Consider the following 25744-nt stretch of genomic DNA (forward strand, 5'->3'; position numbering starts at 1 on the left):
CCGCCTAAATGCTTATTGTGACGTTTATGGCCGTATGTTTTGGGATCGCCCTGCTCCCACGATCAAACGTGAGTGCTCACACGTCGGCAATGGGCGTTACGCCCATCCCGAACAAGACCGGCAGTGCACAGTTCGCGAGTTGGCGATTCTGAATGGGTTTCCTGAGGGTTATAGGTTCATCGGTCAAAGTCGCAAGAATCTGTACCGTCAGATCGGTGATGCGGTCCCGCCGCTAATCTCTTTCCAGTTGGCCCACACGGCTTCCTGGATTCTTGGAGGAGAGGCGCCGGAACTCAAAGCGGCAATTCTTCCTGGCTCGACTCTTCGTGCTGATGACCTCGTTGTGGAGGAAGCTCAGCTTTTTCTGGCTTGATCAGTTCCGCAACATTCGGCGGTGTAGAGGCTGGCAGAGTCCAGTAGCCGTGATGGCGGCACTCCTTCAGGGCGTGCCAAATGCGAACCTTTTCGACGCTTGTGTCGAGCAGCATGCGGAATAGTCTATTTTGAGTTCCGGCGAGTGGATAGTCGGCTCCGAAGCTCTTTGCTTCCTTTCCCCCGCGAATTCCCTTCGAGAAAATCTCCGCATGAGTTTCATTCTGCAAGGCCAAATATAGAGTATTATGTGGAATCTCTTCAATGCTATAGGTGATCATGCTGCCTGTCCTTACGGCGCGCAGTACGACGATTCTGTCGTAGTCCAACAGACGCGGTGTCACCCTCTCGCGAATGTTTCGGGCGCAGTCCTCTGCCGTAAGGCTGTCCCGGATCCAAAGAGCTTCGGTTAGCTTCTCAACCTTGACCATGTTCCGGCTCATGGATTCACCCGACTCGGTCTTGAGTGACCATCGCTGGCCGGCGCCTTCGACATCGTATTTTGCTTGTTTTTGGTTAGGGTTCAATCGAGCTTCCGGATCGCCGGATGCGATCAAACATTGCTTGAATACGTACTCGAAATTCTCCTTATTCAAGGCTCGCTCATGCAAGGCGTGATGGACTACAAGAAAGAGGGACATTTCGTCACGAAAGGCTTCACTGACGAGGTCTGTGGCATCTCCAGAGCGAAATTCAATCTTTCGATGCATATTGCGCACAACGGACTCGATGGCCGCAAGCTGGCGAGTCTCCAGACCGTCCAAACCTGTAACGATTTGGTCTTTGATGCTCTTGGGGTCAACGTCCATGAAGTGATCGTAGTGGCCGACGAGCAAAGGCTCGGCAGGATATGACCCACCACTCGCCCGGCTTCCATCCCCTCCGCCTTCGACCCACACTCCGTGGAGCGGTCGTGGTTCAGGGCGTCAAGGTGGAGCGCGCCACTGTACGAACGGCCTTGACGCCCAGGGCCGCGTCTGCTCGGCTCTGTGTGGGTCGGAGGTGGTCGGGATGGGAGCCCCCACGACGCTCGCCACGCTCCGGCGGGCACTCGCGAACGGCGCCCCTGCCATCCCGGAGTCTGAGCGCCCCCGCCGGAGGCATCCCCTTGAAGCCGCGGGCTTGGTTCTCTTCTCATGTCTGCAGAGCCTGCACTCCTGCCTCAACCGCTCAGTCAAGCGGGCCATGGCGCGAGACAAGGTGAAGCGCAACGTCGTCGAGCTGTGCGCCGTTCCGGCCGGCCGTCCGGGGCGCCCGTCCAAGGCGCTCACCTTGGTTCAGGCGGAAGCCGTGCTCAAGGCGGCTGAGGGGTCCTCGATGTACGCGTACATCGTCGTCGCCCTGCTGACCGGGGCCCGTACCGAGGAGCTGCGCGCGCTGACCTGGGACCACGTCTTCCTCAAGGGCAGGCCGGAAGCCAATCCGCCGCAGCCCCCGCACATCGCCGTGTGGCGGTCGGTCCGGCGTGGCGGGGACACCAAGACGCGGAAGTCGCGGCGGACACTCGCTCTGCCCTCGCGCTGCGTCGAGGTTCTGTGGGCTCAGTTCGAGGATCAGGGCTGGGATCGTCTCGCCGCCGGCGACGACTGGGAAGAGAACGGGCTGGTCTTCGCCTCGGCCGTCGGTAAGCCGCTGGACGCGACCAACGTTCGCCGTGCCTTCCGTGTGGCCCTCAAGGACGCTGAAGAGATCAACGCCGAGGAGTGGACGCCCCGGGAGCTCCGGCACAGCTTCGTCTCGCTGCTCTCCGACAGTGGCGTACCTCTGGAGGAGATCTCGCGTCTCGTCGGCCACTCCGGGACTGCCGTGACCGAGGAGGTCTATCGGAAGCAGATCCGGCCCGTGATCCAGACCGGCGCGGTGGTCATGGACGGCATCTTCAAGCGGGATCTGAAGCCGTAGTCACGCACGCAGAAACAGGTGAGGCGCCAACCGAATCCGGTTGGCGCCTCACCTGCTGTTTTGGCTGTCGGGGTGGCGGGATTTGAACCCACGACCTCTTCGTCCCGAACGAAGCGCGCTGCCAAGCTGCGCTACACCCCGATTGTCTCCGCTTGTCGCGGCGACGTCGTTTACTTTAGCCCACTGGCGGCTGGAGACGAAATCCGGTTTTCGGCGGTGCTGCCCGGCCCACCAGCGGTCCGCTCAGCCCCGTCGTCCCACCAGTGTCAGCAGGGTCGCCTCCGGGGGGCAGGCGAAGCGGATGGGGGTGTAGCGGTTGGTGCCGCAGCCGGCCGAGACGTGGAGGTAGGCGTGGTTGCCGGCGGCCTCGTGGGTGGAGAGGCCCTTCACCCGGTCCGTGTCCAGGTCGCAGTTGGTGACCAGGGCGCCGTAGAAGGGGATGCACAGCTGGCCGCCGTGGGTGTGGCCCGCCAGGATCAGCGGGTAGCCGTCCGTGGTGAACGCGTCGAGGGAGCGCAGGTACGGCGCGTGGACCACGCCGATCGACAGGTCCGCGTCCTTCTCGGGGCCGCCCGCCACCCGCTCGTACCGGTCGCGCTTGATGTGCGGGTCGTCCAGGCCGGTGAAGGCCAGCTCCATGCCGTCGAGCTTCAGGTGGCCCCGGGTGTTGGACAGGTTCACCCAGCCCGCCGCGTCGAACGCGTCCCGCAGGTCCTCCCACGGGTTGTGCACCACGCCCACCGCCGGCGCGTTGCCGTTCAGGCCGTGCCGGCCCTGCGCCTTCTCGAACAGGTACCGCGCGGGGTTGCGCAGCTTCGGTCCGTAGTAGTCGTTCGAGCCGAAGACGTACACCCCGGGGAACTCCATGAGGGGGCCCAGCGCGTCGAGGGCCTCCGGGACGCCCTCCGGGTCGGAGAGGTTGTCCCCGGTGTTCACCACGAAGTCGGGGCGCAGGCCCGCCAGCGACTGCAGCCACGCCCGCTTCTTGCGCTGCCCGGAGACCATGTGGATGTCCGACACCTGGAGTACGCGCAGGGGGCGCGCCCCGGGCGGCAGCACCGGCACCGTCACCCGGCGCAGCCGGAACGACCTCACCTCGACCCCGGCCGCATAGGCGAGACCCGCGGCCCCGATCGCCGTGACACCCAAGGGAATTCCGTATCGCGCGCGCATGTCCCCATCGTCGCAGACCCGGTGCCGGCGGCATTAATCGGCGGGCGAGGGGTGTCCCGCACCTGACACACTGGACACATGACCACGCTCAAGGCCCGACTCAAGGACGACCTCACCACCGCCATGAAGGCGCGCGACGAACTGCGCTCGTCCACGCTCCGGCTGACCCTCACCGCCGTCGCCAAGGAAGAGGTCGCCGGTACGTCCGCGCGCGAGCTCTCCGACGACGAGGTCCTCAAGGTGATCGCCAAAGAGGCGAAGAAGCGCCGCGAGGCCGCCGAGGCCTTCGACAAGGGCGGCCGCGCCGAGTCCGCCGCGCGCGAGCTGGCCGAGGGCGAGCTCCTCGACGCGTACCTGCCCAAGCAGCTCTCCGACGACGAACTCGCGACGATCGTCGCGAGCGCCGTGACGGAGGCGAAGGCCGCGGGGGCCGAGGGGCCGCGCGCGATGGGCGCCGTCATGAAGATCGTCAACCCGAAGGTGGCGGGTCTCGCCGACGGGGGCCGCGTCGCCGCCGCGGTGAAGAAGCAGCTCGCGAGCTGAGCCCGGCCCCGCGCAGGCCGTGCGGCTGAGAGCGGGCCGAGCCTCGCGGCCATGGTGGTGCGGCTCAAGGCGGCGAGGGCCGAGCCCCGCGCAGGCCGTGCGGCTCTGGCACGGGTGGGGGCCGAGTCCCGCGCACGCGGCCATGCCGCTTCGGGCCACATAAGCCACGCGGGCACATAAGCCACGCGGCCACGTAAGCCACGCGGCCACGCGGGCTGCGTCGCGCCCACGGCCGCGCGCCACGCAGAAGGGCGCCCCGGGAGAGTGATCCCGGGGCGCCCTTCGTCATGCCTGGCCGGCGAGGCTCACTGCGGCCAGTTGCCCGTGTCGCCGCCGATCATCCCCGGCGGGAACGAGATGCCCCCGGGGTTCGCCGGGCCACCCTGGGTGGGGGGCTTGTTGTCGCCGCCCGGCTTCGGCTTGTGCTTGCCCTTGTTCTTGTTCTTGCCCTTGCCGGGGTTGCCGGCGCCGTTGTCATTGCCGTTGTTGGCGGGCGCACCGGCCGTCGAGTCGTCCGACTTCTGGCCGTTGTCGGGGATGTTGACACTGGTGAACGGCACCGATGTCTGCCCCTGGAGCGCGCCGGTCATGGCATCGCGCCAGATGGGCCCGGGAACCTGACCGCCGTACACCTGCTCGTACGACTGCCCGCCGATCGTGATGTTGTTCATCTCGACACGCTGGGACGGGCTGCCGACCCAGACCGCGGCCGACAGGTTCGAGGTGTAGCCGACGAACCAGGCGTTCTTGCGGGCGTCGGTGGTACCCGTCTTGCCCGCGTTGTCCCGGTCCTTGAGCCCGGCCTCCTGGCCGGTACCGGAGTCGATCACACCGCGCAGCAGCGAGCTGATGGTGTTCGCGGTGTTCTCCGACATCGCCCTGCTGCACGACGACTTGGGCACCGGCAGCGACTTGCCGTCCGCCCGCTTGATGGACTCCAGGGCGATCGGCGTGCAGTACGTGCCGTGGTTGGCGAAGGCCGCGTACGCCGTCGCCATCGTCAGGGGCGAGATGCCCCGGGCGCCGAGGGCGATGGCGGGCGACTCGGGGAGCTTGGTGCCGCTGCCCTCCACCACACCGAGCTTGTCGGCCATCTTCATCACCGGGCACAGGCCGATGTCCTGCACCATCTGGATGAAGTACGTGTTGACCGACTTGGCCATCGCCTCCTTGAGCGCGTACGGACCGACCTCGTCCTCGCTCTCGTTCGGCACCCGGTCCTTGTGCTCGTTGATCCACGGCTTGCTGCCGCACGTCGCCACCGACGGGTAGTCCATCTCGTTCGGGGACGAGTAGACCTGCGTCGGCGGCCGGCCCTGCTCTATGGCGGCGGCCGCGACGAACGGCTTGAACGTCGAACCCGTCGGGAATCCGTAGTTGGAGCCGGCCATCTGCCGGTTCACCGAGAAGTTGATCTGCGTCTCGTTGTCCCCGAAGCCGTACGGCTTCGACTGGCCCATCGCCATGATCTTGCCGCTGCCCGGCTGGACCATGGTCACCGCGGTGGCGACCGAGTCCTTCTGGTAGACGTGCTCCTTGATCGAGGCCTGCGCGGCCTTCTGGCTCTGCGGGTCGAGCGTCGTCTGGACCGTGAGCCCGCCCTGGTTCCAGAGCTTGGCCCGCTCCTCCTTGGTCTTGCCGAAGACCGGGTCGGAGAGGAACACCTCGCGCACGTAGTCGCAGAAGAACCCGGCGCCGTCGACGGCCGTGATGCAGCCGTTCTTCGGCTTGCTCACGTGCAGCGTGATCGGGGCTTCCTTGGCCTTGTCGGCCTCGCCCTGCGAGACGTCCTTCATGTCGACCATCCGCTGAAGCACCGTGTTGCGGCGCTTCTTCGCCTCCTGCGCGTCATTGACGGGGTCGTACCGCGTCGGCGACTGCACGATGCCGGCGAGCATCGCCGACTCGTCGAGGGTCAGGTCCTTGGCCGGCTTGGAGAAGTACCGCTTGGCCGCGGCCTCGATGCCGTACGCCTGCTGCCCGAAGAACGTGATGTTGAGGTAGTTCTCCAGGATCTTCTTCTTGCCGAGCTCCTCCTCGACCTGGATCGCGTACTTGAGCTCCTTGACCTTGCGGCCGATCGTCTGCTGGGTGGCCTCGGCGACCTTGTCGGGGTCGTCACCGGCCTCCTCGACGAAGACGTTCTTCACGTACTGCTGGGTGAGCGTGGACGCGCCCTGGGCGACACCGCCGCTCGTCGCGTTCTTGTTCATCGCGCGCAGCACGCCCTTGAGGTCGATCGCACCGTGCTCGTAGAAGCGCGAGTCCTCGATGGCGACGATCGCCTTCTGCATGTACGGGGAGATGTCGGAGAGCGGCACCACGGTGCGGTCGCGCGAGTAGACCTGGGCGATCGTGCCGCCCTTGCTGTCCAGGATCGTGGTGCGCTGGCTCAGCGGCGGGGTCTTCAGGTTGGCCGGGATCTCGTCGAACCCCTCGACCGTCCCCTTGGCCGCGAGCCCCAGCGCACCGGCCGCGGGGAGGGCGATTCCCGCGAGCACCGCGCCCGCCAACACACTCACGCCCAGGAACTTGGCCGCCTGCTGGGACCCGGTCAGGCCTCCGCCTGATCGCTTCATTGCCATGGGGGGCAGCCTACGTTCTCAATCGCCGGACACGGGTGAAGGCTCTGGCCTAAGCTGCTCTCAACTGTCACAGCAGTCCGGTCGCGCCGTGTGGTCCCGATCGTTCGTGGAAGTGCTGGTAAGCGCCCCGAAGTATTCCGCCGTCCCCCGAATCCGGCGGGAATCAGGTCAGTTGACGTCCGTCATCGATGTCCGGTTACACCTCTTGCGTCACTCGCCGTCCGTTGTGACCCAGGTGATACGTCCTGTTATTTCGGATTCATCACGCATGTCTCCCGCTCACTCCGTTGGGTGATCTGCCGCGTACGCATAGTCCGTTCGGACCATTCAAGATTGGGCCCGACGGGGGTGTTGCGCTGCGCCTACCTTCCGTAACGTCCTCAACTGGCAGCGGTGAATATGCCGCTACCGCCGTGGGGGAGCCTCGATTCGGGAGAGGACGGCGCCGGCATGGGCTGGGTAACCGACTGGAGTGCGCAGGCAGCCTGCCGCACTACCGATCCGGACGAACTGTTTGTACAGGGTGCAGCGCAGAACAGGGCCAAGGCGGTGTGCACCGGTTGCCCGGTGCGGACCGAGTGCCTGGCCGACGCGCTCGACAACCGCGTCGAGTTCGGCGTGTGGGGCGGCATGACGGAACGGGAGCGGCGCGCCCTTCTGCGCAGGCGCCCCACCGTCACCTCGTGGCACCGCCTCCTGGAGACCGCGCGTACCGAGTACGAGCGCAGCACCGGGATACTGCCCGGGTGCGCGGAGGAGGAGGCGGCGTACGACGACTACCGGCACTCCTTCGGAGACGACGAGGCGTACGCGGCGGCGGGCTGAGGGCGTACGCGTGCGCACGGTACGGGTGCACGCGGATACGACTGCGCACGGTATGAGGGCGCACGGTACGGCTGCGCGCGATATGGCTACGCGCGATATGGGTGCGGGCGTCTGGCTGGGCTCGGGCGTACGGCTCGGCTCCGCTCGGCATGCTGCTCGACTCGTGCGTACGGGTGCGGGCGATACGGCTGGGCGCCTGGGCTTGAGGTCGGCGGTCTGGCGGTCGGCTCCGGTGCGGTCAGGCAGCTCCGGTCGGGGACGCGCCGGCCGCGAGCCGGTCACCGATGGCCCTCAGCCCGGCGAGGTCGTGCACATCGCCGGGCAGGGCGGCCACTTCGGTCACCGCGACTTCGGGGTGGAGCGCGGTGAAGCGCTCGCGCGTCCGCCGTTCGCGCGCGATCACCTGCATCCGCTCGGCATGGAGCCTCAACAGGGCGGCGGTGAGCCGGTCCACGGAGTCGACGCCCTGGGATTGGTTCGGTGAGCCGTCGGCGTCGGGAGAGGAATCGCCGGGGCCACGATCCCCAGCCTTCCCGGCCTCCTGATCCACAATGCGACGTCCGTCAAGATTTTCTCCGGCGGAATCCTCTACGGAGCGGTCCGCAGCGGCCCCCGCATCCCTCTCCGGACCCTCCTCCGCGAGGTGCTCCGCCGCGGCGAGAGCGCGCTCGGCGGAGAGCCGGGCGGCCGCGCTGTCGTGTACGCGGTTGAGGACCAGCCCCGCCAGCGGCATGGAATCGGCGGCCAGACGCTCCACGAAGTACGCCGCCTCGCGCAGCGCGTCCCGCTCGGGCGCGGCGACGACCAGGAACGCGGTGCCCGGCGCCTGGAGCAGCCGGTAGGTGGCGTCCGCCCGGGTCCTGAACCCGCCGAACATCGTGTCCATGGCGGCCACGAAGGTCTGTACGTCGTTCAGGAAGGGCCCGCCGAGCAGCTTGCCGAGCGTGCCCGTCATCATCGACATGCCGACGTTGAGGAACTTCATCCCGGCCCGGCCGCCCATCTTGGCGGGCGCCATGAGCAGCTTGATGAACTTGCCGTCGAGGAAGGACCCGAGCCGCTTCGGCGCGTCCAGGAAGTCGAGCGCGGAGCGGGAGGGCGGGGTGTCGACCACGATGAGGTCCCACTCGTCCTGCGCCCGCAGCTGACCCAGCTTCTCCATCGCCATGTACTCCTGCGTGCCCGCGAAGCCGGCCGACAGCGACTGGTAGAACGGGTTCGTCAGGATCGCCTTGGCGCGTGCCGGGTCCGCGTGCGCCTCCACGATCTCGTCGAAGGTCCGCTTCATGTCGAGCATCATGGCGTGCAGCTCGCCGTCGCCCTGGACGTCCTTGACCCGGCGCGGGGTGTTGTCGAGCGAGTCGATACCCATGGACTGGGCGAGCCTGCGGGCCGGGTCGATGGTGAGCACCACGACCTTGCGCCCCCGCTCGGCAGCCCGAACGCCCAATGCGGCGGCGGTGGTTGTCTTCCCCACCCCGCCCGATCCGCAGCACACGATGATGCGGGTGCCCGGATCGTCCAGCAGAGGATCGACCGCCAGCGGCTCGACCGCGTCCAAAGTCACTCACCCACCCCGAGCTCGCGCAGTTCCGCGGCCAGGCGGTAGAGCCCGGCCAGATCCATACCCCCGCCGATCAGGGGCAGTTCATACGTCGGAAGGCCCAACTGGCCCAGCACCGCCCGCTGTTCACGCTCCAGCTCCACCCGCTCCGCGTGCTCGGCGGCCTGGTCGAGGAGGGGTGACACCAGCTTCGCCGAACCGGTCACCCCGGCCCGCGTCAGCGCCTTGGCCACCTCCTTGCGCCGGTCTCCGGTGACCCCGCGCACCGCGGCCTCGTCCAGGATGTGCGGCCGCACCATGTTCACGATGACGTTGCCCGTCGGCAGCTCGGCGCCGCGCAGCTCACCGATCCCGTCGACGGTCTCCTGCACCGGCATCTCCTCGAGCAGCGTCACCAAGTGCACCGCCGTCTCCGGCGACTTGAGCACCCGCATGACCGCCTGCGCCTGGTTGTGTATCGGGCCGATCTTCGCGAGCCCGGCCACCTCGTCGTTCACGTTGAGGAAACGCGTGATGCGGCCGGTGGGCGGCGCGTCCATGACGACATAGTCGTACGCGTACCCGCCCTGCTTGTTCTTACGACGCACCGCCTCGCAGGCCTTGCCCGTCAGGAGCACGTCCCGCACCCCGGGCGCGATGGTGGTGGCGAAGTCGATCGCGCCGAGCTTCTTCAGGGCCCGGCCCGCGCCGCCCAGTTTGTAGAACATCTGGAGGTAGTCGAGGAGCGCCCGCTCCGCGTCGATGGCCAGGGCGTACACCTCCCCGCCCCCCGGCGCGACGGCGATCTTGCGTTCCTCGTACGGAAAGGCCTCCGTCTCGAAGAGCTGCGCGATGCCTTGCCTGCCCTCGACCTCGACGAGGAGCGTGCGCCTGCCCTCCGTCGCGAGGGCGAGCGCGAGTGCTGCGGCGACCGTGGTCTTGCCGGTACCGCCCTTGCCGCTGACGACCTGGAGCCTGCTCACACCATCGAGCCTAACCAGTCCGCCCGCGGTGTACGCATGTGGTCCGCGTAACGAGGCCCACGCGGTGTCCGCATGTGGCCCGTGCGGTGAGGCCCCAGGGTGCGGCCGGCTCCTGCCCGGGGCGGGGCGGGGCGGGGTGGGCGAAGGGGTCCGGTGTGGCGCTGCCTCCTGACCGGGGCGGGGCGGGGTGGGGGTTGGGGTGGGCGAGGGGGTGCACCGCGTGTGGCTCCTCCTGTTCTGGGACGGTCGGGCGGGGCGGTCGCGAACGAGGCCCGCGCGAGTGGGTGGTGGTCAGCGGCTACAGTCGGGCCCATGACCAAGTGGGAATACGCGACCGTGCCCCTTCTCGTGCACGCGACCAAGCAGATTCTGGACACCTGGGGCGAGGACGGCTGGGAGCTGGTCCAGGTCGTCCCCGGGCCGAACAACCCCGAGCAGCTCGTGGCCTACCTGAAGCGGGAGAGGCAGGCATGAGCGCCGTCGAAGCCAAGCTGGCCGAACTCGGCCTGACCCTTCCGTCGGTCGTCCCGCCGCTCGCCGCGTACCAGCCCGCCGTGCGGTCCGGTGCCTACGTGTACACCGCCGGCCAGCTCCCCATGGTGGAGGGCAAGCTGCCCGTCACCGGCAAGGTCGGCGGCGAGGTCACCGCGGAGGAGGCCAAGGAACTGGCCGCCACCTGCGCCCTCAACGCGCTCGCCGCGGTCAAGTCCGTCGTGGGCGACCTGGACCGCATCGCGCGCGTCGTGAAGGTCGTCGGCTTCGTGGCCTCCGCCCCCGACTTCACCGGCCAGCCCGGTGTCATCAACGGCGCCAGCGAACTCCTCGGCGCCGTCCTCGGCGACAAGGGCATCCACGCCCGCAGCGCGGTGGGCGTAGCGGTCCTGCCCCTGGACGCCCCGGTCGAGGTCGAGATCCAGGTGGAACTCGTCGAGGGCGCGTAAGCACCCCCTTTCGTCAGCACCTCCTTTTTCGTCAGCATCTCCTTTCGTCGTGGGCCGGCCTCAAGAGGCCGGCCTTCGTCGGTTCACGGCGGGGCGAGCCGGGACCGCCATCTCCCCGCACCCCCTCGAACATCCGCACGCCACCCCGTAGCATCCGCCCATGCCCAATGGTCAGTGGTACCCGCCGGAGTGGCCGGACCGCATCCGTGCCCTAGCCGCAGGCGAGCTCACCGCGGTCGAACCGCGCCGGGCCGCGACCGTAATGCTGCTCCGGGACGGCGCCGCCGGTGTGGACGCCGGTACTCGGGACGGCGCCGCCGGTGTGGACGCCAGGCCTGACGGCAGCTCCGGTGCAGCCGCCGGTATGGACGCCGGGCCTGACGGCAGCTCCGGCGCCGCCGCCGCTGGTACAGGCACCGCTGCCACCGGCACGGGCCCCCGCACCCCTGCCACCGGCACAGGCACCGGCCCTGGCCTCTCCGTGCACATGCTGCGCCGACGCACCTCCATGGCCTTTGCCGGCGGCGCCTATGCCTACCCCGGCGGTGGGGTGGACCCGCGTGACGCCGAGGACGCGCAACTGGGCTGGGCCGGCCCGTCCCGTGACGCCTGGGCCGCACGGCTCGGCACGGACCCCGCGGCCGCCCAGGCCATCGTCTGCGCCGCGGTCCGCGAGACCTACGAGGAGGCGGGCGTCCTCCTCGCGGGCCCCGACGCCACCACCGTCGTCGGCGACACCACCGGCGACGACTGGGAGGCCGACCGCCAGGCGCTGGTCACGCGCGACCTCAGCTTCGCCGAGTTCCTGGACCGGCGCGGACTGGTGCTCCGCTCCGACCTGCTGGGTGCCTGGGCACGCTGGATCACCCCCGAGTTCGAACCCCGCCGGTATGACACCTGGTTCTTCGTGGCGATGCTGCCCGAGGGCCAGGTCACCCGGAACGCCTCCACCGAGGCCGACCGGACCGTCTGGATCCGCCCCGCCGAAGCCGCCGCCGGCTACGACAAGGGCGAACTCCTGATGATGCCGCCGACCATCTCCACCCTGCGTGACCTCCTTCCGTACGACAGCGCCGCCGAAGCCCTCGTGGCCGCGGCCGAACGCGATCTCGATCCCGTGCTCGCCCAGGCCCGCCTGAGCGCTTCCGGTGAACTCGTCCTCAGCTGGCCGGGCCACGACGAGTTCACCAAACACATCCCGGCAGGAGGGCGGGCATGATGCGGGATGTCCACATGCGGGCCGCCCTGACACCGGATGCCCCTACGCCGGACCCTGGGCCGGATGCCCCTACGCGGGCCGTCCGCATACTGGGCGAAAACGTGAGACACGTTCGCCGTTCCCTCACCGCCTCGGCGAGGCTTGCCCAGGTAGCCATCGATCCACTGACCGCGCCGCTCCTCGGAGGTGCCGTATGAGTGACGCTGCCGCCCTTCCCGGGCAGCCGCGCGGCGGGGTCCTTTCGGGCCCTGCCACCGACCGGGCGATCAACGTCCTGGCACCCAACGCCTCCGCGATGACCCTGGACGGCACCAACACCTGGATCGTCGCCGAGCCCGATTCCGAGCTGGCCGTCGTCATCGACCCCGGGCCCCTCGACGACGGCCACCTCAGCCACGTCATCGCCATGGCCGAGAAGGCCGGCAAGCGTGTGGCGCTCACCCTGCTCACCCACGGCCACCCCGACCACGCCGAGGGCGCGGCCCGCTTCGCGGAGCTGACCCGTACCCCTGTGCGTGCCCTGGACCCTGCCCTGCGCCTGGGTGACGAGGGCCTCGCTGCGGGCGATGTCATCACCACCGGCGGCCTGGAGCTGAGGGTGGTGCCCACCCCGGGCCACACGGCTGACTCGCTCTGCTTCCATCTGCCCGCCGACCGGGCCGTTCTGACGGGCGACACGGTCCTGGGGCGCGGCACGACCGTCGTTGCCCATCCCGACGGGCGCCTGGGCGACTATCTGGACTCCCTTCGCAGGTTGCGTTCGCTGACTGTCGACGACGGTGTGCACACAGTGTTGCCGGGGCACGGTCCGGTGCTCGACGACGCTCAGGGCGCCGTCGAGTTCTATCTGGCCCACCGCGCCCACCGGCTGGCCCAGGTGGAGACGGCAGTGGAGAACGGGCACCTCACGGCGGCCGATGTGGTGGCCCTGGTCTACGCGGACGTCGACCGCTCGCTGTGGCCGGCTGCCGAGCTTTCGGTGCTCGCGCAGCTCGAGTATCTGCGCGAGCACGGCCTTATCTGAGCGGCCCTATCTGAGCGGCGGGATCCGGGCCGCAGGATCTGAGCGGGGGAATCCGGGCCGCAGGATCTGAGCGGGGGGATCCGGGCAGCGGGATCCGAGCCGCGGGGTTCGGCCGGCCCGACGCGGCGTCGTGGGTCCGGTCTGCGAGATTCCGCCGGGTCGACCGGGCCCTTTCCGGGGCTCCGCGCGGCGGTAATGGGCGTCCGGCAGAGGAGAGTTGGGCGGGGAGGCTCTCAACTCTCGTACCGACGCGGCGCCTTGGCGCCAGAGACCGTGAGGTGTCGGTGGTGCGGCGGCAGTTCACGGTCTGATCTTTTTTCGGTGTACGTCGTGAGAACGGACCGGCCCGCGAGCGGGTTCCCGGCGGCGCGAGATTTTTTCTTCCCCTGCCTCCCGGCCGTCTCCGGGGCCGCCTGACGCGCGCATGCGAGAGGGGCCGGTCCCGAAACGGAACCGGCCCCTCAGCGTGTGTACCGGAGCCGGCGCGAAGCCGACGCAGGCCCACCCAGTCAGCGGGAGCGCTTCGCCAGACGCTCCACGTCCAGCAGGATGACCGCGCGGGCCTCCAGGCGCAGCCAGCCGCGCTGTGCGAAGTCGGCGAGGGCCTTGTTGACCGTCTCGCGGGAGGCGCCGACCAGCTGGGCCAGCTCTTCCTGCGTCAGGTCGTGCACGACGTGGATGCCCTCCTCAGACTGCACACCGAACCGGCGCGACAGGTCGAGGAGTGCGCGGGCGACACGGCCCGGCACGTCGGAGAAGACCAGGTCGGACATCTGGTCGTTGGTCTTGCGCAGGCGGCGGGCCACAGCGCGCAGCAGGGCCGTGGCAACCTCCGGGCGGGCGTTCAGCCAGGGCTGAAGGTCGCCGTGGCCCAGGCCGAGCAGCTTGACCTCGGTGAGCGCGGTCGCGGTGGCGGTGCGCGGGCCCGGGTCGAAGAGGGAGAGCTCACCGATGAGCTCGCCCGGACCGAGGACCGCCAGCATGTTCTCGCGGCCGTCGGGCGAGGTGCGGTGCAGCTTCACCTTGCCCTCGGTGACCACGTACAGGCGGTCACCCGGGTCGCCCTCGTGGAAGAGCGCGTCGCCGCGGGCGAGCGTCACCTCACTCATCGAGGCGCGCAGCTCCGCGGCCTGCTCGTCATCGAGCGCCGCGAAGAGCGGGGCGCGCCGCAGAACGTCGTCCACGAATCTCTCCTTGTGACCGGTTTCAGGGGATCCAGCTCCCCATTTTGCCGGACGGTATAAACAGTGCGATCAATCACAGGATGACGTACCGGAGTGCCGGACCGTGAGTCAGGGGGCCGATTGGGGCGCGGATTCGCTGTGCTCGGGGCGGATGTCGGTGCCGGGCTTTAGGCTGGCCGGGTGTCCAATTCGCCGGTGAGAGCGCAGGCCAGGGGGGCTGAAGGAGTGTCCGCGGAGAACGATTCAGCTGTGGGCGAACACCCCGCGTCCAGGGCGAAAGGTGCCGCGAAGAGGGCCCCGGAGGCGCGTGCGGCGGGCCCGCGAGGGTGCCTGCGGCGACCCGCGCGAGGGTGCCTGCGGCGGGGCCCGTGAGGACGCATGAGGTGAAGCCCGCGAGGGTGCCTGCGACAGAGCCCGCTACGACTGGGCGAGGACCCGCCCGCGACGACGTACCCACGGTCGGCGAAGGAAGCAAGGACAACACTGTGCCCAAGTCTCAGCGCACGCCCGAGGGCGTCGACGCCCTCGAACCCGACACCGCGGCGCCGGGCAGCTCCGGTACCGCCGACGCCCCGCAGGCGCCGCCCAAGCGGCGGGCCGCCTCCAAGGGCGCGGCCTCCGCCAAGAAGGCGCCCGCGTCCAAGCCTTCGGCGGCCACCACGGCAGCGGCCGCCTCCGAGATGGTGCCCGCATCCGCATCCGCATCCGCATCCGCGTCCAAGGGCGCTGCCTCAGCGAAGAAGGCTTCAGCGGAGAAGGCCAGTGCCAAGAAGGCCACTGCCAAGAAGGCGTCCTCGGCCAAGCGCCCAGTTGCGGCCAAGGCTCCTGCCGCCAAGCGCGCGACCGGTTCCACCAAGGCCGAAGCCGCCACGGGCGCGGCCGCCACCAAGGGCGCCGCGGCCGGCAAGACCGGCGCCGCCGTCAAGACCGGCGCCGTCAAGACCGCCGCCGTCAAGGCTGCCGCCGTCAAGGCTGCCGCCTCTAAGACTGCGGCTTCCAAGGGCTCGGCCGCGGCCAAGGCCAAGCCGGGTGCGAAGCCGTTCGCCGGAGTCAAGGCCGAGTCGCACACCGCGATGGTGCGGCGGGCCCGGCGGATCAATCGGGAGCTCGCGGAGGTCTATCCGTACGCCCACCCCGAGCTCGACTTCCGCAACCCGTACGAGCTGCTCCTCGCGACCGTTCTGTCCGCGCAGACCACCGATCTCCGCGTCAACCAGACGACGCCGGGGCTGTTCGCCGCGTACCCGACGCCCGAGGACCTTGCCGAGGCCAACCCCGAGGAGGTCGAGGCGCTCATCCGCCCGACCGGGTTCTTCCGGGCCAAGGCCAAGTCGATCATGGGGATCGCGGTCGCCCTCAGGGACGAGTTCGGCGGTGAGGTGCCGGGGCGGCTCGAAGATCTGGTCAAGCTCCCCGGGGTCGGGCGCAAGACCGCGAATGTCGTTCTCGGCAACGCCTTCGGGGTGCCGGGAATCACCGTCGACACCCACTTCGGCCGGCTCGTACGCCGCTTCAAGTGGACCGAGCAGGAAGACCCGGTGAAGGTCGAGGCGGAGATCTGCGCGATCTTCCCCAAGAGTGACTGGACGATGCTCTCGCACCGCGTCGTGTTCCACGGCCGCCGCATCTGCCACTCCCGCAAGCCCGCCTGCGGCGCCTGCCCGATCGCGCCGCTCTGCCCGTCCTACGGGGAGGGCGAGACCGATCCCGAGAAGGCGAGCAAGCTCCTGAAGTACGAGAAGGGCGGCTTCCCCGGCCAGCGGCTCAGCCCGCCGCCGGACTACCCGGGTCTCCCCGCGCCGCCGCTGGGAGGCGCCTGACGTCACCCGGAAGACGGACGCTGCGGCCGGGCGGAACGAATGCGACCGGCACAGGCGTTGTGGACGATGAACGACGGGGGTGCAGATGACGCACACGAGCGAGACGTACGACGGTGATCTGAGCGGCATCGACGGGCGGGGCCGCACCGGCGGCCCGGTCGGAAGCGCGGACACCGGCCACGGTGGCCCGAGCACCGGCCATGGCGGCGCCGACACCGGCCATGGCGGTGCCGGCGGCCGTGCGGCTGCCGACGGCCGTGCGGACGGCCAGGCCGACCGCCTCAGCGACCGGGTCTGCCACCCGGGGCACGCCCGGCCCGAGAGCCGCCCCGGCAGCCGTCCCTACGACCGAGCCGGTGACCGAGCCGGTGATCGAGCCGGTGATCGGGACGGCGAACGCGTGGCCGACCGCGACAGCCACCCTGCCGGCGGCACAGGAGGCGCCTCCGGCGGCCCCCTCGGCACAGTGCCCCCCGCCTCGGACGCCGACCGGACACCGCCCGCCGCCCGCGCCCGCCCCGCCGCCGGGCACACCGGCCGTGACGGCGACACCGGTCCCGGTGATGCGGATGACGGTGCCAGGCAGCACACCACCCCCGCATCGCACACGGGCCCCGCATCGCACACCACCCCCGCACCACACGGCACACCCACCTCCGCACAGCATGGAGCCACCCCCCTGCACGGCACACCCGCGCCTCACCGCCCACCCGCCCCGCACGACACGCCCGCCCTTCATGGCACCCCCGCCCCGCACACCGCCCCCGCCCTCTCCGTGTCCACCGACGGTCTCCCCGGCTGGCTGGAGCCCGTCGCGCGGGCGGCCGAAGGGGTGCGGCCCGAGCAGATGAGCCGGTTCCTGCCGCCGGAGAGCGGCGACGGGCGGCAGTCCGCCGTGCTCGTGCTCTTCGGCGAGGGGCCGCGCGGGCCGGAGCTGCTCCTCATGGAGCGGGCGACCCAGCTCCGTTCGCACGGCGGCCAGCCGTCCTTCCCGGGCGGCGCCCTCGACCCCGAGGACGGCGACCCGGCCACCACCGGGCCGCTGCGGGCCGCGCTCCGTGAGGCCGAGGAGGAGACCGGGCTCGACCCGGCCGGCGTTCAGCTCTTCGGCGTGCTGCCGCGGCTCTACATCCCGGTGAGCGGTTTCGTCGTGACGCCCGTGCTCGGCTGGTGGCGCGAGCCCACGCCGGTGCGGGCCGTCGACAGCGGCGAGACGGCCCGAGTCTTCACGGTGCCCGTGGCGGATCTCACGGACCCGGCCAATCGCGCCACCGCCGTGCATCCGCGAGGACACGCAGGCCCGGCATTCCTGGTCGAATCGGCACTGGTGTGGGGGTTCACGGCAGGGGTGATCGACCGGATCATGCACTTCGCGGGCTGGGAGCGCCCGTGGGACCGAGCCAAGCGGGTGCCGCTCGACTGGCACGCGTGACAGGCTGGGGCCCGTGAACGTGCTGGACATCCTGTTGCTGGTCGCCGCCGTATGGTTCGCGATCGTCGGCTACCGCCAGGGCTTCGTCGTCGGCATCCTGTCGGTGATCGGGTTCCTCGGCGGTGGTCTCATCGCCGTGTACCTGCTCCCGCTCATCTGGGATCAGCTGACCGACGAGTCCCAGGTCTCGACGACGGTTGCCGTCGTCGCGGTCGTCGTCGTGATCGTCTGCGCCTCCGTCGGCCAGGCCTTCACCACCCACCTCGGCAACAAGCTGCGCCGGTACATCACTTGGTCGCCGGCCCGCGCCCTGGACGCGACCGGCGGCGCCCTCGTCAATGTCGTGGCCATGCTGCTCGTGGCCTGGCTGCTCGGTTCGGCGCTCGCGGGCACCGCCCTGCCCACGCTGGGCAAGGAGGTCCGCAACTCCAAGATCCTGCTGGGCGTCTCCCAGGTGATGCCGCAGCAGGCGTGGTTCAGCGACTTCACGTCGGTCCTGGCGCAGAACGGCTTCCCGCAGGTCTTCACGCCGTTCTCGAACGAGTCGATCACCGAGGTGCAGGCGCCCGATCCGAAGCTCGCGGGCAGCCCCGTCGCGGCCGCCGCCAAGAAGTCGATCGTCAAGGTCGTCGGCATGGCGCCGAGTTGCGGCAAGCGCCTGGAAGGCACCGGCTTCGTCTTCGCCGACCGCCGCGTCATGACCAACGCACACGTGGTGGGCGGCGTGGACGAGCCGACCATCCAGGTGGGCGGCCAGGGGCGTACGTACGACGCGAAGGTGGTGCTCTACGACTGGCGTCGCGACATCGCCGTCCTCGACGTGCCGGACCTGAAGGCGCCCGCGCTGCAGTTCACCTCCACCGACGCCCACACCGGCAACGGCGCGATCGTCGCGGGCTTCCCCGAGGACCACCCCTACGACGTCCGCTCCGCCCGGATCCGTGGCCGCATCAGCGCCAAGGGGCCGGACATCTACCGGCGCGGCACGGTGCGCCGCGACGTGTACTCGCTGTTCACGACGGTGCGGCCGGGCAACTCCGGCGGCCCGCTGCTGACTCCCGACGGCAAGGTGTACGGCGTGGTCTTCGCCAAGTCGCTCGACGACCCGGACACTGGATACGCGCTGACCGCCGACGAGGTGCAGGACGACATCCGGCAGGGCCGTACGGCCAACCAGCAGGTGGACAGCGAACAGTGCGCCCTGTGACCCCCTGACGAGAAGGCTGCGATGCGACTGACGATCCTCGGCGGCGGCGGCTTCCGGGTCCCGCTCGTGTACGGCGCCCTGCTGCGCGACCACGCGCCCGGCCGGGTGACCGAGGTGGTCCTCCACGACCTCGACGCGGCGCGGCTGCACGCCATCGGCCGCGTGCTCGCCGACCGGGCGTACGGGATCGAGGACGCCCCCGCTGTCCGTACGACCACCGATCTCGACGAGGCACTGCGCGGCGCGGACTTCGTGTTCTCCGCGATCCGCGTCGGCGGCCTCGAAGGACGGGCCGCCGACGAGCGGATCGCCCTCGCCGAAGGCGTACTCGGGCAGGAGACGGTGGGCGCCGGCGGCATCGCCTACGGGCTGCGCACCGTGCCGGTCGCCGTCGAGATCGCCCGCCGGGTCAAGGCGGTCGCCCCCGACGCCTGGGTCATCAATTTCACCAATCCGGCGGGCCTGGTCACCGAGGCGATGGCCGAGCACCTCGGCGACCGCGTCATCGGTATCTGCGACTCCCCGGTGGGCCTGGCCCGCAGGGTCGCCGTCGCGGTGGGCGCCGACCCCGGCGCGGTACGCCTGGACTACGCGGGCCTCAACCACCTGGGCTGGCTGCACGGCCTGTACGAGGGCGAGAAGAACGTCCTGCCGCGCCTGTTCGACCGGGGCGACGAGCTGCTCACCTCCTTCGAGGAGGGCAAGCTGTTCGGCGCCGACTGGCTGCGCTCGCTCGGGTCGGTGCCCAACGAGTATCTGCACTACTACTACTTCAACCGGGAGGCCGTGGCCGCCTACCGGCAGGCCAAGCAGACTCGCGGCGCCTTCCTCAAGGACCAGCAGGCACGTTTCTACGCAGGCGCGGACACGGTGCCGGACGCTTCGGTGTGGGCGGCCTGGGACCGCACGCGCGCCGAGCGCGAGGCCACGTACATGGCCGCGAACCGCGACGTGTCGGGGGCGGGCGAGCGCCATGCCGACGACATGGAGTCCGGAGGGTACGAGAAGGTGGCGCTCGCCCTGATGCGGGCGATCGCTCGCGACGAGGCGGCCACGCTCGTCCTGAACGTACGCAACGGCGATGCGCTGCGCGTCCTCGACGAGCGGGCCGTCATCGAGATCCCGTGCCTGGTCGACGCGGAAGGCCCGCACCCGTTGCCCGTCTCCCAGTTGACGGGCCATGAGGCAGGCCTGGTCAGCTCGGTGAAGGCGGTCGAGCGCTGTGTTCTGGAGGCGGCCGCGAGCGGGTCGGCGCGGGCGGCGGTCAAGGCGTTCGCCCTGCATCCGCTGGTCGACTCCGTCCAGGTGGCGCGAAAGCTCCTGGACGGATACCGGAGCGTCCACCCCGGGCTCGGCTATCTCCGGGTCGGCTAGGCCTCCGGCTCCGCTGCGGCCCGGCGCCCTTCCGGCCTAGGTCCGCGCATGTCGTAGCCGGGCCGAGACCCAGCGGGCCCGGCGGCGCAGGATGCGCGGAATGCCCACCTCCCGGGAGTCGGGGGAGGGGAGTTGCAGCCCCCGCCCCTGCGGGCCGCCCCTCTCGTACGAGACCGGCCCTGCGGCCGTTCGGCGGTTGCGTGCTGCGTCACCGTAGTCGTGCGTCCAGCCCATACCCCGACGTGTGCCCGGGGCCCATGGTCGGTAACCGCCTCGGAGGCGGCCAATTGGCCTATGCGCCAGGCATTTGGCTGTTCGTAGGACAAGCGTTCCCCCGGTGGCCGGAACTGGTCGGCCGGGCAGCGGAGTTCAGCGGTCCGGTTCGGGATCCTTGAGCCAGTTGACGAGCTCGGTGGAGAACGCCACCGGGTCCTCCTCGTGCGGGAAGTGGCCCAGACCGTCGAAGAGCCGCCAGCGGTAGGGCGCTTCGACGTACTCGCCCGAGCCGGCCGCGCTGCGGGTGCGCATCACGGGGTCGAGCGAGCCGTGCAGATGCAGCGTCGGCACCCGGACAGGACGCTTCATCCGCCGGTTGAACTGGATGCCGTCGGGCCGTGCCATCGAGCGCACCATCCACCGGTACGGCTCGATCGAGCAGTGGGCCGTGGAAGGGATGCACATGGCGCGCCGGTACGTCTCCACCGCGTCGTCCTCGGGCTGGCGCGGGCCCGACCAGTCCCGTACGAGGCGCCCGACCAACGCGGCGTCGTCCGCGACCAGTTGACGCTCCGGCAGCCAGGGCCGCTGGAAGCCCCAGACGTAGGAGCCCGCCGAGGTCTGCTTGTAGTCGGCGAGCATCGCCGAACGCCAGCGGCGCGGGTGCGGCATCGACGACACCACGAGCCGGCGCACCACCTTCGGGCGCATCACCGCCGCCGTCCACGCCAGATAGCCGCCCAGGTCGTGCCCGACGAGCGCCGCGTCGGGCTCGCCCAGGGACCGTACGACGCCCGTGATGTCGAGGGCGAGGTTGGCGGGGTCGTAACCGCGCGGGGTGCGGTCGCTGCCGCCCACGCCCCGCAGGTCCATCGCGACCGCGCGGTAGCCGGCGTCGGCCAGCGCCGTCAGCTGATGACGCCAGGTCCACCAGAACTGCGGGAAGCCATGGAGCAGCAACACCAGGGGCCCGTCGCCGAGTTCGGCGATGTGGAAGCGCGCCCCATTGGCAGCCACGTCCCTATGGGTCCAGGGACCATCGATGCGGACAGGGCTGCCGGTGCCGCCGGGGCTTCCGGTGCCGGGATCGGGTGCGGTCATGCAGACGAGCGTGCCACAGTGGCGCCGGTGTCCGTGACCGTCACCTCGACGGTGGCCGGGCGCGGGTGGGGCTTCACGCCCTGGAGCGCGGCGGCGGTCGCCTTGGCCGACGCGATGGACTTCTCCGGCGGGCTGACCTTCTTGAACTTGGTGATGGCGAGCAGCCCGAGCAACGCCGCGAGCAGCAGGAACGCGCCGCCGACGATGAGGAACGACCAGGCGAGCCCGAGCCCCAGGTTGTGGATGCCGTACGCCGCCGCGAAACTCAGCACCGGCAGCGAGAACAGGGCGAGCACACCGGCCGTACTGATGGCGATGCCACCGATCGCCCCGCGCTTGACGTCCTGCCGCAGCTCCGCCTTGGCCAGCGCGATCTCGTCGTGCACCAGGGCGGACATCTCGGCGGTCGCGGAGGCGACCAGCTGGCCGAGGCTGCGCTCGGCGCTGCCGGCGTTGTGGCTGGGGTCGCTCATCGCTGACTCCCTCATCTCTTCTCGGTTACCGACGGGTCCAATGGGTCCAACGGGTCCAACAGGTCCGTTGTCAGATCATGCCGGACGGTCGGCGTCATCGCGCTCCGCCCCCGCCAGTTGAGCCAGTCTGCGGTGTTCGGCCGCCTTGTTCTCGTAGATCGCGGCCATCCGCAGGTGATACTCCGGCTTGTCCGCTTCGTACACGTCGGGGATGCCGTCCTGGTCGTCGTCGCGCTCCTCGTCGTCGACGAGCTGCTTGTACTTGCGCACCCGCAGCTTGAGCAGGACCGAGGAGAGTACGGCGGCGGTCAGCGAGCCCACCAGGACGGCGGCCTTGATCTCGTCGGTCAGCTGGTCCTGGCCGTCGAAGGCGAGTTCGCCGATGAGCAGCGAGACCGTGAAGCCGATGCCGGCGAGCGAGGCGACGGCGAAGACGTCGGGCCAGGCCAGGTCGTCGTTGAGTTCGGCCTTGGTGAAGCGGGCGGCGAGCCAGGTGCCGCCGAAGATGCCGACCGCCTTGCCGACGATCAGGCCGAGGACGACGCCGAGGGTCTCGGGCCGGGTGAAGACATCGGCCAGGGTGGAGCCGCTGATGACGACACCGGCCGAGAAGAGCGCGAAGAGCGGCACCGCGAGCCCGGCCGAGATCGGCCGCACCAGGTGTTCGATGTGCTCGCCCGGGGAGTGGTCCTCGCCCTCGGTGCGGTGGCAGCGGAGCATCAGGCCCATCGCGACGCCGGCGATGGTGGCGTGGACGCCGCTGTTGTACATCAGCCCCCAGATGACGAGCGCGAGCGGGATGTAGATGTACCAGCCCCGCACGCCCTTCCTGAGCAGCCACCAGAAGAGGACGAGCCCGACCACGGCGCCGCCGAGGGCCGCGAAGTTGATGCTGCTGGTGAAGAAGACGGCGATGATAAGGATCGCGAAGAGGTCGTCGACGACGGCGAGCGTCAGGAGGAAGGCGCGGAGCGCCGAGGGCAGCGAGGTGCCGATGACCGCGAGCACGGCAAGGGCGAACGCGATGTCTGTAGCGGTCGGTACGGCCCAGCCGTCAAGAGAGCCGTTGCCGACGACGTTCACCAGCGCGTAGACGAGCGCGGGGACGGCCATGCCGCAGAGGGCCGCGATCACGGGCAGGGCGGCGGCCTTCGGGTCGCGCAGCTCACCGGCGACGAGTTCACGTTTGAGTTCGATACCGGCGACAAAGAAGAAGATCGCCAGCAGCCCGTCGGCCGCCCAGTGCTGGATGGAGAGGTCGAGCCCGAGGGCGCTGATGCCCACATGGAAGCCGCGGACCGACTCGTAGCTCGAACCCAGGGTGTTCGCCCAGATCAGGGCAGCGATCGCGGCTACGAGCAGCAGGACTCCGCCGACGGTCTCGGCGCGCAGGGCCTCGGCGATGTAGGTGCGCTCGGGGAGCGAGAGCCGGCCGAGGAACTTCTGCTTGCTGGGGGTGGGCGTGGCCACGAGGGCGACCTCCGGTCGGGTTCGGCGGGCATGACTGAGCACGTTGCCGACCAGACTTCCCGGCGCACCTGACTTTCTTGTCGCGTCGTTGACGCTTTCCTTACTTTACCTAACTTTACGGTGCGGCGCATACGCCGGGGTGGATCCGGTGATCATCACTTTAGGTGCGCGGTCGCCATACGGCGCGTGAAGCGGGACCGACCGGGCGGGTCCGGCGGCGGAACTCGCGCGGTCACGCGCAGGGGCCCGGCCGCGCGTGCGACCGGGCCCCTCTCTTACGCGACTGCCGCCGCTTTCCTTACGCGGCGGCTTCCGCGCTCAGTCCTCGCTCGCCGCGCTCGGCAGCTTCGTCTGGATGAGCGCCATGACCGACGAGTCGGTCAGCGTGGTGACATCGCCCAGCTCGCGGTTTTCGGCGACATCGCGCAGGAGGCGGCGCATGATCTTGCCCGAACGGGTCTTGGGCAGCTCCGCCACCGGCAGGACGCGCTTGGGCTTGGCGATCGGGCCGAGCGCCGAACCGACGTGCGCCCGCAGCTCCTCGACAAGGGTCTCGGTCTCGGTCGCGCTGCCGCGCAGGATCACGAAGGCCACGATGGCCTGCCCGGTCGTCTCGTCGGCCGCGCCCACCACGGCGGCCTCGGCGACCGAGGGGTGCGAGACGAGGGCGGACTCGACCTCGGTCGTGGAGATGTTGTGCCCGGAGACGAGCATGACGTCGTCGACGCGGCCAAGGAGCCAGATGTCGCCGTCGTCGTCCTTCTTGGCGCCGTCACCCGCGAAGTACTTGCCCTCGAAGCGGGACCAGTAGGTGTCGATGAAGCGCTGGTCGTCGCCCCAGATGGTGCGCAGCATGGAGGGCCACGGCTCGGTCAGGACGAGGTAGCCGCCCCCGCCGTTCGGGACCTCGTGCGCCTCGTCGTCGACGACGGTCGCGGCGATGCCGGGCAGTGCGCGCTGGGCCGAGCCCGGCTTGGTCGCGGTGACGCCCGGCAGCGGCGAGATCATCATGGCGCCGGTCTCGGTCTGCCACCAGGTGTCCACGATGGGGCACTTGTCGGCGCCGATGTGCTTGCGGTACCACATCCACGCCTCGGGGTTGATCGGCTCACCGACCGAGCCCAGGACCCGCAGACTGCTCAGGTCGAACTTGGCGGGGATGTCGTCGCCCCACTTCATGAACGTGCGGATCGCGGTGGGCGCGGTGTAGAGGATGGTCACGCCGTACTTCTGCACGATCTCCCAGAACCGCCCCTGATGCGGGGAGTCGGGGGTGCCCTCGTACATGACCTGGGTCGCGCCGTTGGCGAGCGGTCCGTAGACGATGTACGAGTGCCCGGTGACCCAGCCGATGTCGGCGGTGCACCAGTAGACGTCGCTCTCCGGCTTCAGGTCGAATACTGCGTGGTGGGTGTACGCGGCCTGGGTGAGGTAGCCGCCGGAGGTGTGCAGGATGCCCTTGGGCTTCCCTGTCGTACCAGACGTGTAGAGGATGAACAGCGGGTGCTCGGCGTCGAACGCGGTGGGCGTGTGCTCCACGGACTGGCGGGCGACGATGTCGTCCCACCACACATCGCGGCCCTCGGTGAAGGCGGTGTCCTGGCCGGTGCGACGGACCACGAGGACGTGCTCGACCTGCGGGCAGCGGGCGACGGCGTCGTCGATGGCGGGCTTCAGGGCCGACGGCTTGCCGCGGCGGTAGCCGCCGTCGGCGGTGATGACGAGCTTGGCGTCGGCGTCCTGGATGCGGGAGGCGACGGCGTCGGCCGAGAAGCCGCCGAAGACCACGGAGTGCGCGGCGCCGATGCGGGCGCAGGCGAGCATCGCGACGGCCGCCTCGGGGATCATCGGCAGATACACCGCGACCCGGTCGCCGGCCCGGACACCCAGCTCCGTCAGGGCGTTGGCGGCCCTTGACACCTCGTCCTTGAGCTCGGCATAGGTGATCGCGCGGCTGTCGCCCGGCTCGCCCTCGAAGTGGATGGCGACCCGGTCGCCGTTCCCGGCCTCGACATGGCGGTCGACGCAGTTGTACGCGACGTTCAGCTGGCCGTCGGCGAACCACTTCGCGAAGGGCGGGTTCGACCAGTCAAGCGTCTCGGTCGGCTCGGTGGCCCAGGTCAGGCGCCGGGCCTGCTCGGCCCAGAAACCCAGCCTGTCCGCCTCGGCCCGCTCGTACGCCTCCGCGGTCACGTTGGCGTTCGCGGCCAGCTCGGAGGGCGGCGCGAACCGCCGTTCCTCCTTGAGCAGGTTGGCCAGGCTTTCGTTGCTCACGACATCTCCCTTTCCCAGGGCGTCCTCAGTGCGTATGTGTCCCGGGCCATAGCTCATCAGGCCAAGCGCCGGGGCACAAGGGT

22 protein-coding genes, 1 tRNA gene and 1 pseudogene are annotated in these 25744 nt (G+C 69.9%); 12 read left to right on the top strand and 12 right to left on the bottom strand.

The features are described 5' to 3' along the window. Window positions 1-34: 34 nt before the first annotated feature. Window positions 35-373: a DNA cytosine methyltransferase gene (locus tag OOJ98_RS00005; RefSeq protein ID WP_267055439.1), complete on the top strand. Its 339-nt coding sequence runs from the start codon at window positions 35-37 to the stop codon at window positions 371-373. Here OOJ98_RS00005 and OOJ98_RS00010 read toward each other — a convergent pair. Further along, window positions 294-1181 (bottom strand): hypothetical protein, encoded by an 888-nt coding sequence (locus tag OOJ98_RS00010; RefSeq protein ID WP_267052528.1) that lies wholly within the window; start codon window positions 1179-1181, stop codon window positions 294-296. The genes OOJ98_RS00005 and OOJ98_RS00010 overlap by 80 nt on opposite strands. A gap of 331 nt (window positions 1182-1512) precedes the next feature. Here OOJ98_RS00010 and OOJ98_RS00015 point away from each other — a divergent pair. Then, window positions 1513-2274, top strand: a pseudogene (locus tag OOJ98_RS00015) (site-specific integrase); the annotation flags it as partial. Between the two features lie 67 nt (window positions 2275-2341). On the opposite strand, the gene OOJ98_RS00020 reads toward OOJ98_RS00015, so the two are convergent. Both OOJ98_RS00020 and OOJ98_RS00025 read right to left on the bottom strand, forming a co-directional pair. Continuing rightward, a tRNA-Pro gene (locus OOJ98_RS00020) sits at window positions 2342-2415 on the bottom strand. Window positions 2416-2517: 102 nt separating this feature from the next. Continuing rightward, window positions 2518-3447, bottom strand: a complete 930-nt coding sequence (locus tag OOJ98_RS00025; RefSeq protein WP_267052529.1) for a metallophosphoesterase — start codon at window positions 3445-3447, stop codon at window positions 2518-2520. Between the two features lie 78 nt (window positions 3448-3525). On the opposite strand from OOJ98_RS00025, the gene OOJ98_RS00030 reads away from it, so the two are divergent. Further along, on the top strand, window positions 3526-3990 hold the full coding sequence (locus tag OOJ98_RS00030; RefSeq protein WP_267052530.1) for a GatB/YqeY domain-containing protein: 465 nt from the start codon (window positions 3526-3528) through the stop codon (window positions 3988-3990). A gap of 305 nt (window positions 3991-4295) precedes the next feature. Here OOJ98_RS00030 and OOJ98_RS00035 read toward each other — a convergent pair whose 3' ends face one another. Next, window positions 4296-6575 (bottom strand): transglycosylase domain-containing protein, encoded by a 2280-nt coding sequence (locus OOJ98_RS00035; protein WP_267052531.1) that lies wholly within the window; start codon window positions 6573-6575, stop codon window positions 4296-4298. Between the two features lie 450 nt (window positions 6576-7025). On the opposite strand from OOJ98_RS00035, the gene OOJ98_RS00040 reads away from it, so the two are divergent. Beyond that, window positions 7026-7400: a WhiB family transcriptional regulator gene (locus tag OOJ98_RS00040; RefSeq protein ID WP_267052532.1), complete on the top strand. Its 375-nt coding sequence runs from the start codon at window positions 7026-7028 to the stop codon at window positions 7398-7400. Window positions 7401-7638: 238 nt separating this feature from the next. Here the strand turns inward: OOJ98_RS00040 and OOJ98_RS00045 are convergent, their stop codons facing one another. Next, window positions 7639-8967: an ArsA family ATPase gene (locus OOJ98_RS00045; protein ID WP_267052533.1), complete on the bottom strand. Its 1329-nt coding sequence runs from the start codon at window positions 8965-8967 to the stop codon at window positions 7639-7641. After that, the gene (locus tag OOJ98_RS00050; RefSeq protein ID WP_267052534.1) at window positions 8964-9926 is read right to left on the bottom strand and encodes an ArsA-related P-loop ATPase; all 963 of its coding nucleotides are present in this window, start codon (window positions 9924-9926) and stop codon (window positions 8964-8966) included. The genes OOJ98_RS00045 and OOJ98_RS00050 overlap by 4 nt, the downstream gene beginning before the upstream one ends. Window positions 9927-10238: 312 nt before the next feature. On the opposite strand from OOJ98_RS00050, the gene OOJ98_RS00055 reads away from it, so the two are divergent. From OOJ98_RS00055 to OOJ98_RS00070, 4 genes are all read left to right on the top strand, one after another. Further along, on the top strand, window positions 10239-10400 hold the full coding sequence (locus OOJ98_RS00055; protein ID WP_010986011.1) for a DUF4177 domain-containing protein: 162 nt from the start codon (window positions 10239-10241) through the stop codon (window positions 10398-10400). Continuing rightward, a complete protein-coding gene (locus OOJ98_RS00060; protein WP_267052535.1) occupies window positions 10397-10867 on the top strand; it encodes a RidA family protein in 471 nt (156 codons plus the stop codon). Before OOJ98_RS00055 ends, OOJ98_RS00060 begins: the two co-directional genes overlap by 4 nt. 160 nt (window positions 10868-11027) lie before the next feature. Next, entirely contained in the window at window positions 11028-12086 is a 1059-nt protein-coding gene (locus OOJ98_RS00065) for an NUDIX hydrolase (RefSeq protein ID WP_267052536.1), read from the top strand. Window positions 12087-12279: 193 nt separating this feature from the next. After that, window positions 12280-13110: an MBL fold metallo-hydrolase gene (locus OOJ98_RS00070; protein WP_267052537.1), complete on the top strand. Its 831-nt coding sequence runs from the start codon at window positions 12280-12282 to the stop codon at window positions 13108-13110. A gap of 509 nt (window positions 13111-13619) precedes the next feature. On the opposite strand, the gene OOJ98_RS00075 is transcribed toward OOJ98_RS00070, so the two are convergent. Further along, a complete protein-coding gene (locus OOJ98_RS00075) occupies window positions 13620-14294 on the bottom strand; it encodes a Crp/Fnr family transcriptional regulator (protein WP_017947815.1) in 675 nt (224 codons plus the stop codon). A 680-nt stretch (window positions 14295-14974) separates the two neighbouring features. Here OOJ98_RS00075 and nth point away from each other — a divergent pair. The 4 genes from nth (at window position 14975) to OOJ98_RS00095 (ending at window position 20127) form a co-directional block, all read left to right on the top strand. Beyond that, window positions 14975-16114 (top strand): endonuclease III, encoded by a 1140-nt coding sequence (nth, locus tag OOJ98_RS00080; RefSeq protein WP_267055440.1) that lies wholly within the window; start codon window positions 14975-14977, stop codon window positions 16112-16114. A 775-nt stretch (window positions 16115-16889) separates the two neighbouring features. Further along, on the top strand, window positions 16890-17546 hold the full coding sequence (locus OOJ98_RS00085; protein ID WP_267055441.1) for a CoA pyrophosphatase: 657 nt from the start codon (window positions 16890-16892) through the stop codon (window positions 17544-17546). A gap of 13 nt (window positions 17547-17559) precedes the next feature. Next, the gene (locus OOJ98_RS00090; RefSeq protein WP_267052538.1) at window positions 17560-18753 is read left to right on the top strand and encodes a MarP family serine protease; all 1194 of its coding nucleotides are present in this window, start codon (window positions 17560-17562) and stop codon (window positions 18751-18753) included. Between the two features lie 21 nt (window positions 18754-18774). Then, window positions 18775-20127 (top strand): 6-phospho-beta-glucosidase, encoded by a 1353-nt coding sequence (locus OOJ98_RS00095; protein WP_267052539.1) that lies wholly within the window; start codon window positions 18775-18777, stop codon window positions 20125-20127. 36 nt (window positions 20128-20163) lie between these two features. Here OOJ98_RS00095 and OOJ98_RS00100 read toward each other — a convergent pair whose 3' ends face one another. From OOJ98_RS00100 to acs, 5 genes are all read right to left on the bottom strand, one after another. After that, window positions 20164-20361 carry a hypothetical protein gene (locus OOJ98_RS00100; RefSeq protein WP_267052540.1) on the bottom strand — a complete coding sequence of 66 codons (198 nt, stop codon included), beginning with the start codon at window positions 20359-20361 and terminating at the stop codon, window positions 20164-20166. A 135-nt stretch (window positions 20362-20496) separates the two neighbouring features. After that, window positions 20497-21444 carry an alpha/beta fold hydrolase gene (locus OOJ98_RS00105; RefSeq protein WP_267052541.1) on the bottom strand — a complete coding sequence of 316 codons (948 nt, stop codon included), beginning with the start codon at window positions 21442-21444 and terminating at the stop codon, window positions 20497-20499. Next, window positions 21441-21917: a phage holin family protein gene (locus OOJ98_RS00110; RefSeq protein ID WP_267052542.1), complete on the bottom strand. Its 477-nt coding sequence runs from the start codon at window positions 21915-21917 to the stop codon at window positions 21441-21443. Before OOJ98_RS00110 ends, OOJ98_RS00105 begins: the two co-directional genes overlap by 4 nt. 75 nt (window positions 21918-21992) lie before the next feature. Next, window positions 21993-23387, bottom strand: a complete 1395-nt coding sequence (gene nhaA / locus OOJ98_RS00115) for a Na+/H+ antiporter NhaA (protein ID WP_267052543.1) — start codon at window positions 23385-23387, stop codon at window positions 21993-21995. A 318-nt stretch (window positions 23388-23705) separates the two neighbouring features. Next, entirely contained in the window at window positions 23706-25718 is a 2013-nt protein-coding gene (gene acs / locus OOJ98_RS00120; RefSeq protein WP_267052544.1) for an acetate--CoA ligase, read from the bottom strand. Window positions 25719-25744: the final 26 nt, after the last annotated feature.

Origin of the sequence: Streptomyces sp. NBC_00083 (genome assembly GCF_026343295.1) — a bacterium.
Taxonomy (GTDB): Bacteria; Actinomycetota; Actinomycetes; order Streptomycetales; family Streptomycetaceae; genus Streptomyces.

Bases quoted from the DNA above. Each gene is read 5' to 3' on its own strand.
- OOJ98_RS00005 (WP_267055439.1), top strand. From the start codon at position 35: ATGTTTTGGGATCGCCCTGCTCCCACGATCAAACGTGAGTGCTCACAC.
- OOJ98_RS00010 (WP_267052528.1), bottom strand. From the start codon at position 1,181: ATGGACGTTGACCCCAAGAGCATCAAAGACCAAATCGTTACAGGTTTG.
- OOJ98_RS00025 (WP_267052529.1), bottom strand. From the start codon at position 3,447: ATGCGCGCGCGATACGGAATTCCCTTGGGTGTCACGGCGATCGGGGCC.
- OOJ98_RS00030 (WP_267052530.1), top strand. From the start codon at position 3,526: ATGACCACGCTCAAGGCCCGACTCAAGGACGACCTCACCACCGCCATG.
- OOJ98_RS00035 (WP_267052531.1), bottom strand. From the start codon at position 6,575: ATGGCAATGAAGCGATCAGGCGGAGGCCTGACCGGGTCCCAGCAGGCG.
- OOJ98_RS00040 (WP_267052532.1), top strand. From the start codon at position 7,026: ATGGGCTGGGTAACCGACTGGAGTGCGCAGGCAGCCTGCCGCACTACC.
- OOJ98_RS00055 (WP_010986011.1), top strand. From the start codon at position 10,239: ATGACCAAGTGGGAATACGCGACCGTGCCCCTTCTCGTGCACGCGACC.
- OOJ98_RS00060 (WP_267052535.1), top strand. From the start codon at position 10,397: ATGAGCGCCGTCGAAGCCAAGCTGGCCGAACTCGGCCTGACCCTTCCG.
- OOJ98_RS00065 (WP_267052536.1), top strand. From the start codon at position 11,028: ATGCCCAATGGTCAGTGGTACCCGCCGGAGTGGCCGGACCGCATCCGT.
- OOJ98_RS00070 (WP_267052537.1), top strand. From the start codon at position 12,280: ATGAGTGACGCTGCCGCCCTTCCCGGGCAGCCGCGCGGCGGGGTCCTT.
- nth (WP_267055440.1), top strand. From the start codon at position 14,975: ATGGTGCCCGCATCCGCATCCGCATCCGCATCCGCGTCCAAGGGCGCT.
- OOJ98_RS00095 (WP_267052539.1), top strand. From the start codon at position 18,775: ATGCGACTGACGATCCTCGGCGGCGGCGGCTTCCGGGTCCCGCTCGTG.
- OOJ98_RS00100 (WP_267052540.1), bottom strand. From the start codon at position 20,361: ATGGGCTGGACGCACGACTACGGTGACGCAGCACGCAACCGCCGAACG.
- OOJ98_RS00105 (WP_267052541.1), bottom strand. From the start codon at position 21,444: ATGACCGCACCCGATCCCGGCACCGGAAGCCCCGGCGGCACCGGCAGC.
- OOJ98_RS00110 (WP_267052542.1), bottom strand. From the start codon at position 21,917: ATGAGCGACCCCAGCCACAACGCCGGCAGCGCCGAGCGCAGCCTCGGC.
- acs (WP_267052544.1), bottom strand. From the start codon at position 25,718: ATGAGCTATGGCCCGGGACACATACGCACTGAGGACGCCCTGGGAAAG.